The 9,370-nt window shown below is 41.7% G+C and carries 7 protein-coding genes; 5 read left to right on the plus strand and 2 right to left on the minus strand.

Annotated features, from left to right (window positions below; translation table 11 throughout):
* Positions 1–17 precede the first annotated feature (17 nt).
* A complete protein-coding gene (locus K7X70_RS02175) occupies positions 18–260 on the plus strand; it encodes a hypothetical protein (RefSeq protein WP_222535513.1) in 243 nt (80 codons plus the stop codon).
* Positions 261–412: 152 nt separating this feature from the next.
* Here K7X70_RS02175 and K7X70_RS02180 read toward each other — a convergent pair whose 3' ends face one another.
* Positions 413–2,194 (minus strand): aminopeptidase P family protein, encoded by a 1,782-nt coding sequence (locus K7X70_RS02180; RefSeq protein WP_222535514.1) that lies wholly within the window; start codon positions 2,192–2,194, stop codon positions 413–415.
* A 74-nt stretch (positions 2,195–2,268) separates the two neighbouring features.
* Between K7X70_RS02180 and K7X70_RS02185 the strand changes: the two genes are divergently transcribed.
* From K7X70_RS02185 to K7X70_RS02200, 4 genes are all read left to right on the plus strand, one after another.
* Complete coding sequence (locus K7X70_RS02185) at positions 2,269–3,153, plus strand: helix-turn-helix domain-containing protein (protein WP_222535515.1); 885 nt, start codon at positions 2,269–2,271, stop codon at positions 3,151–3,153.
* A gap of 128 nt (positions 3,154–3,281) precedes the next feature.
* Positions 3,282–4,583 (plus strand): TolC family protein, encoded by a 1,302-nt coding sequence (locus K7X70_RS02190; RefSeq protein ID WP_222535516.1) that lies wholly within the window; start codon positions 3,282–3,284, stop codon positions 4,581–4,583.
* Between the two features lie 17 nt (positions 4,584–4,600).
* On the plus strand, positions 4,601–5,650 hold the full coding sequence (locus K7X70_RS02195) for an HlyD family secretion protein (RefSeq protein WP_222535517.1): 1,050 nt from the start codon (positions 4,601–4,603) through the stop codon (positions 5,648–5,650).
* A 1-nt stretch (position 5,651) separates the two neighbouring features.
* Entirely contained in the window at positions 5,652–7,298 is a 1,647-nt protein-coding gene (locus K7X70_RS02200) for an efflux MFS transporter permease (RefSeq protein ID WP_222535518.1), read from the plus strand.
* 901 nt (positions 7,299–8,199) lie between these two features.
* Here the strand turns inward: K7X70_RS02200 and K7X70_RS02205 are convergent.
* Positions 8,200–9,138, minus strand: a complete 939-nt coding sequence (locus K7X70_RS02205) for a methionyl-tRNA formyltransferase (RefSeq protein WP_222535519.1) — start codon at positions 9,136–9,138, stop codon at positions 8,200–8,202.
* Positions 9,139–9,370 lie beyond the last annotated feature (232 nt).

Here is a 9,370-nt window from a genome sequence, read left to right on the forward strand (position 1 = left end):
TTGAAGGAAACATTTGAATGTCGTCTAAGCACATTTCTTTTTTATATCAATCGCCCACAGATAGCAAGAGTCCAATATGGTGGGGGGTTGAAAAAGGAAGAGAAGAGAAGAGAAGAGAAGAGAAGAGAAGAGAAGAGAAGAGAAGAGAAGAGAAGAGAAGAGAAGAAAAGAAAAGAAAAGAGAAGCTTGCAAAGCTTCAAAAGAAATATAAAAGTATAAAGTTGGAAGGGAAAATCTCCCTTCCTTTTTTTTGCATTTAAAAAGAAAAACGGGCTTTGTAGGAAAAGACATAGGAAATTTTGTCCTTTTTCAGGGCAAAAGATTCCAGGCGCTTCCTATAAAACTCGTTTTTCTATTCAATTTTCAACTCATCGCTGGCTTTTCAAAAGAACGCAGAGACAAGCTCAATTGCTTACTTGTAAATCGGCTTAGTATAAGCTTTCAGCCATTTCGCTTCATCAGCATCCAGCATCGGGCTCAATCTTTCAAATACCATTGCGTTATAGCTGTTCAGCCAATCAATTTGTCCTTGTTCCAACAGTTCCGTTTTCACGATTTCTGTACTGATCGGGGCAATTGTTAAAGACTCAAATGCGTAGAATTCATTAAATTCATTGGTTACATCCGTAATGGTATTGACTAGATTTTCGATTCTGACACCATGCTTGCCCGGACGGTATACGCCTGGTTCAATAGAAGTGATCATGCCTAATTCAATAGCTACAGGAGTCGCAGTAGGGTTAAACACCTGCGGACCTTCATGAACATTCAGGAAATAACCTACACCATGGCCGGTTCCATGACCGTAATTAATGGCGTAATCCCATAAAGGTTTACGTGTAATGGCGTCGATTTGGTAACCGCAGGTTCCTTTAGGAAAACGGCTTTTACAACCATCAATCATGCCTTTTAACACCAAGGTATAGTCTGTTTTTTCTTCTCCGGTATTGTTGCCCATCGGGATGGTACGCGTGATATCAGTCGTTCCGTAATTATACTGACCACCTGAATCTACCAGAAATAATCCCTGTGCTTTTACTTCTACATCGCTTTCTTCAGTAGGGCCATAATGCGGTAAGGCACCATGAGCGGCGTAAGCACTGATGGTATTGAAACTATCGCCAACAAAACCTTCCTGGGCTTCTCTGAATTTACGAAGTTCCGCTGCGGCAGAAAGTTCAGTAATCTTGATTTTGCCAATGTTTTCTGATAACCATTTTAAGAATCGGGTAATGGCTACACCGTCTTTAGTCATCGCGATGCGGGTATTGGCCAATTCTGTTGCGTTTTTTACTGCTTTTAGACTGGTTGAAGGGTTGGTGTCTTTAATGACTTTTACTGAGGCAGGCAATTGCTTGGCAAAAGCGAAACAATTGCGTTTAGGGTCAATAAAAATGGTAGTATTTTCAGGGATTGCTGCCAATGCTGCTTCCACTGCTTCATAAGGTTTTACCTGTACGCCGCTTGCTGCTAAAGATGCTTTTTCTGCCTCGCTTAATTTTTCAGGATTGATGAAAATAGTTGCTTCTCCTTGCCCGATTAAGGCAAAACTCAACACAACAGGGTTATAGCTTACATCATTTCCTCTTATATTAAACAGCCATGCCATGTCATCTAATGAAGAAATTAAATGATAGTTTGCGCCTTTATTGCTCAGTTCAGTTCTTACTGCAGTCAGTTTTGAAACCACCGATTGTCCAATGTGTTTTTCATCAATCAGGTAAGCTTTTTCTGCAGGCAGGGCTGGTCTATTCTCCCAGATTGGGCTTAAATAGTCTTTATCAGCTAATATAAGTCCTTTGAAAGAAAATTGCTGGGTTAGCAAATCTCCAAGAAGGATAGATACCAGTTTTTCATTACTGGCTACAATAGCACCTTTTTCAAGTTTGCTGCCTAGCCATTGAATGTATTCTGGAGCATGCTGTATCTTTTGTTTTACCAACTCAAAACCACTGTTTTCCAGCTGTTCTGCTGCTTGTTCAAAATAACGGAAGTCGGTCCATAAACCAGCGAAATCATGGGTAATGACCAATGTTCCAGCTGATCCGGTGAATCCGGAAGCAAAAGGGATGCATTTATAATGATCTGGTAAGTATTCACTGATGTGAGGATCTGCGGATGGAATGATATAGGCCTGTACATTGTCGGCTTTCATTTGAGAACGTATCGCGCTTAATTTTTCCTGATATGTCATGGTTTAGCTTTTTTATATCTATCGAGTAAACGCAAATCTATGGATTTTAATTATAGTTGTTATTTTTACCTGCAATGAAGAAGTCTGCAGCTTATCATCAGGGATTAAGTAGGAAGGAGGAAGAAATTCCACTGATGTTAAAGGTATTCACTGAGGAGGACTTTGCCAGCCGAATTGTGGTCGGAGAGGTGTATAAAGCCAGTTATTTTGCCATTCTTATCATCAAGAAAGGGAGTATGTTCGTGAAACATAACCTTCGGGAATATCTGGTCAAAGAGAACTCCTTGTTTTTCATCATGCCTTCCACCATATATGAATTTTCGGAGATCAGTGCCGATTTTTCCATAGTAGGCAGTGTTTTTTCTGTGGATTACATGAGTCAGACGGGAATCATTCTGAATACTTCCAGTGTGGTGGAGGTGATGACCGGTGCTTATCAGCCCTACTATGCCATCAACATGGAGGAGCGGGATTTGCTGTTAAACCTCCAGGAAATCCTCAAAAAAGCATTGGCAGAGGAAACTTCAATTGCTTTCCTGCCGGAGATAAAAAAGCATAGCTTCCTTTCTCTATTTTACCATGCTGCTTCCATTTATGCCCGATATAATGTTTCTCACAAAGTGAAGCTGAACAGGAGAGAAGAACTGACCATCGGCTTCCTGAGGCTGTTGGCGAAACATTATAAAGAGGAACGGAGCGTAAAGTATTATGCAGATCGCCTATTTGTGACGCCTAAACACCTCACACAAATGCTGAAAGAAGGGACTGGGCGTACGACCGGCTCTTTCATTGACCGCGCTGTGATTGTGGGCGCCAAAGTATTACTCCGTGATCCCACTTTAAACATTGCACAGGTGGCACAGGAACTGAATTTCGCCGACCAGTTTACCTTCGCTAAATACTTTAAAAAACATACTGGAATCACCCCTTCACAGTTCCGCGCAGAACATTCCGCTTAATTGACTTCTTCTTATTCTCGCAGTTCAGCCCCATTATACGTCATCCTGACATATTTCCCTGCTATACGGACATAGGGTAGCACTCCAGCGATGCCGACCTTTGTAAGGTGAAAAATATGATAATTTTTATGAGTGCTGTACTTACAGCATTCAGTTCTCAAATCGCCTCAGCACAGGATACACTTTATCAAAAGATAAGTATCCCTGAGCTGTTTAAAATGGCGGAGACTAACAATCAGCAGTTAAAAATTTCCAGAATTGGGATGACCGCCGCCGGGCAGCGCCTCGATGTGGCTAAAACGCAAAGAAACCCAGTGTTAACCGCAGCAGCAACCGCTTCTTATATTGGTGATGTCACAGTTTTTAACAATGATTTCTCTGGAAAAACGACAGTTCCTATGCCCCATTTCGGAAATTCTTTTGCCCTGCAGGCCAGTCAGACGGTCTTTAAAGGTGGTGCCATCAATAACAATATCGCCATTGCAGGATTACAGGAACAACTGGCCGGACTGGCTTATGAGAAAAACAGCCTGGACGTAAAAATCCTGCTTGCCGGAAACTATTTCGACTTGTTCAAGATGTACAACCAGCGTGGTGTATATCAGGAAAATATCAGATTGGCTCAATTGAGACTTTTCAACATCAATAAGATGTATAAAAGTGGGATGGTCACCAAAAATGATGTCATCAGAAATGAATTACTGATAACCAATTTAGGTACCGCAGTACAGCAGCTCAACAACAACATCGATATATTGAGTCAGCAGTTGAGTATCGCTTTAGGCTTGTCAGATCAGGTTTATATCCTGCCTGATACCACTATATTAAGTAATAAACCGAATGCAAACGGCCTTCAGGAGTATTTAGACCTCGCTTATCAGCAATATCCGGAATTACGTTCTGCCGAACTGAGTAACCGCATTGCTGAGCGTAATGTGGCCTTGGCAAAGGCCGATCGTTTGCCCAGCATAAATTTGAATGCTGGAAACTCGATGGTCAGGCCATTAACTACCTCTATGCCTGCAAGAGATATGTATAGCAATGGCTGGCAGGCCGGGGTAGGGGTATCATTCAATATCTCTTCGCTGTACAATGCGCCAAAGAATATCAGCCTTGCTAAAACACAGCAATCGCAGCAATTGGCGATGGCAGAGCAGCTGAGACAAAATACCGAAATTTCGGTTAAAGCGGCCTTTATCAAACACAGAGAGGCGAAACAGCTCCTGCAATCGGCAGAGAAAAGTCTGCAGCTGGCTACGGAAAACTTCAGGATCGTGGAAAAGAAATACCTGAACCAGATGGCCCTGTTAACAGACCTGATGGATGCCACAAATGTGAGGTTAGAAGCAGAACTGCAGCAGAAAAATGCTGAAATCAGCATCATCTACACCTATTATCAATTACAAAAAACAACTGGAAGCTTAAATTAATTCTCATTTATCAGCACATGTCACATCAAAAGAAACCATTACATAAAAAACATTTCAGCATCATCAATGCCCTGCTTATCCTGATGGTTAGCGGCGGATTGATCTGGGCCGGCGTCATTTATTTCAAACTCGATCAATCGGAATATACGAACGATGCGCAGATCGAAGAATTCATTACACCCATCAATACGCGGGTGGCTGGATACATCAAAAAGATCTATTTCATAGAGCACCAAGCAGTAAAAAAAGGAGACACCCTGGTCGTGATAGACGATAGGGAATTGAAAATAGCCCTGGCACAGGCCGAAGCGGCTTATATGACTGCGCAAGCGGCCAGAAATGTGACTTCTTCGGGGGTAAATACGGTGAAAAATAACGTCGCGGTATCCGAATCTAATATTGCAGCAACCGGAGCAAGGTTGCTAAACGCGGAGAAAAACTATAAACGTTACGCCGCTTTGTTGAAAGATGAAGTCGTGACACAGCAGCAATATGAACAGGTGCAAACGGAATATGAGGCTTTAAAAGCACAATATCAGGCCTTGAAACATCAAAAAGGAACAACGGAATTGTCGGCAGTAGAAGCAGGTTCCAGAATCGGTGTCAATGAAGCTGAGCTGAAACGCAGCAAAGCGGCATTGGATATGGCAAAGCTCAATCTTTCCTATACCGTAATTACCGCACCGTATGACGGGGTAGTGGCGAGAAGAACTTTGCAGGAAGGTCAGCTGATCCAGGCCGGACAATCGCTCCTTTCCTTTGTCAGCGGAGAGCTGAAATGGGTAGTGGCCAATTACCGCGAAAAGCAGCTGAATGGCATCCATGTTGGACAAGAAGTGTTGGTGAAAGTGGATGCTTTAGGAAGCAAGTCTTACAAGGCGAAAATCACTGCAATTTCTCAGGCGACTGGCGCAAAGTTATCAACAGTTCCTGTGGATAACTCTACGGGTAACTTTGTTAAAGTGCAGCAACGCATACCGATACGAATTGAATTCAGTGTGGATAACAAGCCAGAAGATCTAAAGTTATTAAGAGCCGGCATGAACGTAGAAGTAGAATCTATCTAATATGCAGACCTATAAATTAGGATTATTTCATGATTGGGTGCCCAAACCCGTGCAGCTTTTACTGATCATTTTGCTGACCATTCCAATCCTGGGAATCAGTGGCGTGTACAGTACAAATATCGGCGATATGCTGGGCAGTCAGGGGATGATGACAGAAGATCTGATGATGGCCAGTTATGCCTCTGCAATTGGAATGGCACTTGTTTTTCCACTGGCCTTGCGTACAAAACAGTTTTTTAGATCCAGATATATCTTAATCCTGACCCTCAGCAGTCTGATTTTGCTGAGCTATGTCTGCGCAACAACAGATCATGCCTGGGTATTAATCGGCGCAAATATGGTGATGGGGATGATTAAGGCATTCGCAATGATGGAAGTAATTCTACCCATCATGTTCATCATCAGCCCAACCGGCGATAGGCCGAAGTTTTACTCCGTATTTTATCCGCTTTCCATTGCTTTGGCGCAAATAGCCAGCTATTACGCCACAAAACTATCATTTGAATACAGCTGGCATGCGGTATATTATTATACCATTGTGATCTTGCTGTTCTGCTTACTCCTGGTATTGATTTTTGGACACAATTATAGAGGATCGAAAAAAGTCCCTTTTTACCAGGTCGATTGGCTAAGTTTTGTATTGATCTTAACTTCCATGATGCTCCTTAACTACGTGCTTTCCTATGGAAGAATCCTGGATTGGTGGAACAACCAAAGCATCAAATACTCCCTTTTTGGCTCTGCCTTACTGGCCATCTGGTTTATTCAGCGCCAAATGATACTGAAAAGACCATTTTTGAGTCTGGAGGTTTTCAAAAGAAAAAGTGTGTGGATGTCGCTGGTACTTATATTTCTCATGGGGATTTTCTTTGCCAGCAGTGGGGTACAAAGTGCTTTCACTACCGGAGTGCTAAAATATAGCGCGCTCAGCAATGCAGAAATCAACCTGATGATGGCATTAGGAGCTGTTGCTGGGGGCTTCTTCTGCTTCGTATGGTTCAAAAGAAAATGGAGCCTGAAAGGATTGGTGCTCTGCGGATTTACCGCTTTCATCCTTTACCACCTGATCTTGTTTTTTCTTTTTAGTCCAGTAATTGAAATACATGACCTGGCTTTTCCATTGTTCCTGAAAGGATTAGGCCTAACGATTTTATACATTTCCATTGGCGTGTATTGCGCGGATAAGCTGACGCTGACAGAACTGCTGGCTGCGGTCTCTATATTGATTCTTTTCAGGTCATTTATCGGTCCCGCTTTTTGGAGTTCCGTGTATTCTTATGAGCTGTATGCAGGTCAATTGAAACATACAGCATTCCTTGTGCAGCACATGGATGCCAATGATCCTTTGCTCAGCGGGCGATTAAGTCCGCTGGTTCAAGGCGCAATGTCGCAAGGGAAAAGCCTGGAAGTGGCACAGTCGCTGGCAGTTTCCAGTGTCTGGGGTACGGTGCAGTTACAAGCGACTATGGCTGCAGCAAAAGAGATTTTTGGATGGATTGTGATTGGCGGAGGACTAGTGTTGTTATTCGTGATGAGCTATAGATTTGTGCCAGTCGACTTTAGAAGGTTGGTGAATATCAGAAGACGGTTCCGCGGACAAGAAGTCTTGAAACGCCAGGAAGAAATGCTTGGAGCGATCGCGCCTTAACCTCTCTTCCTCTGACCCGCTTCCTTCGTTAAAAACTCGTGTTGAACCTTTCAATTCTGGAAGATGTTCATTGCTCCCTTTGAGGGGAGCAATAAAAATCCTCCTAGGAATTTACAGGTTAACACGAGTTTTTAGATTAAGGTCCGGTTGGCTTCAAAACCGGGAAGGTGGAGATAGATTTGCGGCTTAATTTAAATAGGGAAAGGGAAGGTAGTTTGTTAAGGGGAGATCCTTAGTTGATTGCTAATTGGATAGTTTATGCGGGGAGTGTTATCCTTAGTTGATTGCTAATTGGATAGTTTATGCGGGGTGTGTTATCCTTAGTTGATTGCTAATTGGATAGTTTATGCAGGGTGTGTTATCCTTAATTGATTGCTATTTGGATAGTTTATGCGGGGAGTGTTATCCTTAGTTGATTGCTATTTGGATAGTTTATGCAGGGTGTGTTATCCTTAGTTGATTGCTAATTGGATAGTTTATGCAGGGTGTGTTATCCTTAATTGATTGCTATTTGGATAGTTTATGCGGGGGTGTTATCCTTAATTGATTGCTAATTGGATAGTTTATGTGAGGATGTTTACAACTTGGATGGCCTTAACTATTTAAAACAGATTTTACCTGGCGGATTTGACTTTATTGACAGCTCCTGGTAATTATTAAAGCTGTTTAGAAGCCATATTCCATTTAAATGTTGATAAGCCAAGGCTGTCTGTTAACTGACCCATAGTTATCCACAAATATTGTGGATAACTATGGGGGTAACGGTGTTAATTTTCAGTAATTCAGCCTTTTGTGAGTTTATTCTGTTGTGAATAACAAATGTGGGATTGTGAGTTTTCTTCAGATTTTAGGATTAAATAAGGTATCCTTCATTCTGTAAAACCAGACCAATGGATGTGTTTTAGCTTAAAGTAATGAATTGATCACCAACTTTCAGGCCTATTGCACACATTTTCTTTCCACTAAAAATTCCTTCCATAGTTCCTACAACATTCAATAGCAGCAATGATTTGTCGGAAGTTAATATCATCGGACCATGTTCTGGCTCGATGTGAAAAACTGTTCCTGGCGCTACTGTTCCTGGATCAAATTCACCGGTAACGGAAGTCACTTCAAAAATTCTTACTTGTTGTCCGCCGATATAGGTAATTGCACCTTGGTACAGCGGGTTGGAAGCATTTACAATATTTTCAATTTCTATAGCCGTATGTGTATCCCAGTTGATCGTCAGGTCATTTACTTCCGGAACACCGAAAGAACTTTCGATATCTTCATCACCAACATATAGGTATTGTTCTGCTTTAATTCTTTCTAGGATTTGAGGCATACTTTCACCAAGTAGAGCCGTTAAACGGGCTTTAGCAAGACCATAATTTTCTCCAGGATACAATTGTAATTCCTGTCTGAACACCATCGGACCACTGTCTACATTGGTCGTCATTCTATGAACGGTTAAACCGGTTTCTTTATCTCCATTTTTCAGCTGCCAGAACAATGGAGCCGATCCCTTATAAGAAGGAAGTTTGCTGAAGTGTACATTGAAGAATCCTTTCTCAGTTGATTTTAACAAGTGTTCTGGAATCATCCATGGGAAAGTCAATACAAGCACTGCTTCAACCTTTAATTCCTGTATCCAGGAGGCTACTTTGCCACCTTGTTCAAGATCAGATTTAGCAATTTTTAACAAAGGAATTCCTCTGCTTTCTGCATAAGCAATCGTGCCCAACAGCTCATAGTTTAGTTCCTCAGGAACAACAAGTCCTGCAACATCGCAATGTTCGTGAATGCTTAAAGCGGTATTTAAGTATAAAGCGCTATTTGTAAAAATTAAGGTTTTCATAAAAAAGATTTTGGAAGAGGTATTCCTGTTGCTGGAAAAACCAGGAAATTTAATACACTCGTTTCTCCAGTAAAATATTAATGTTCGTGTTAAATGTAACGCAATTAAATATAATTTTTTGGAATTAACAGGTTTTATTACATGTTTCTTGGCTCCTCAAAAAAAGGCCCCATATCCACCATAACTCATACTGCTTAATAAAGAATAACCATAACAAGCCCGGCATTAACAA

Origin of the sequence: Pedobacter polysacchareus (genome assembly GCF_019802255.1) — a bacterium.
Lineage (GTDB): Bacteria > Bacteroidota > Bacteroidia > Sphingobacteriales > Sphingobacteriaceae > Pedobacter > Pedobacter polysacchareus.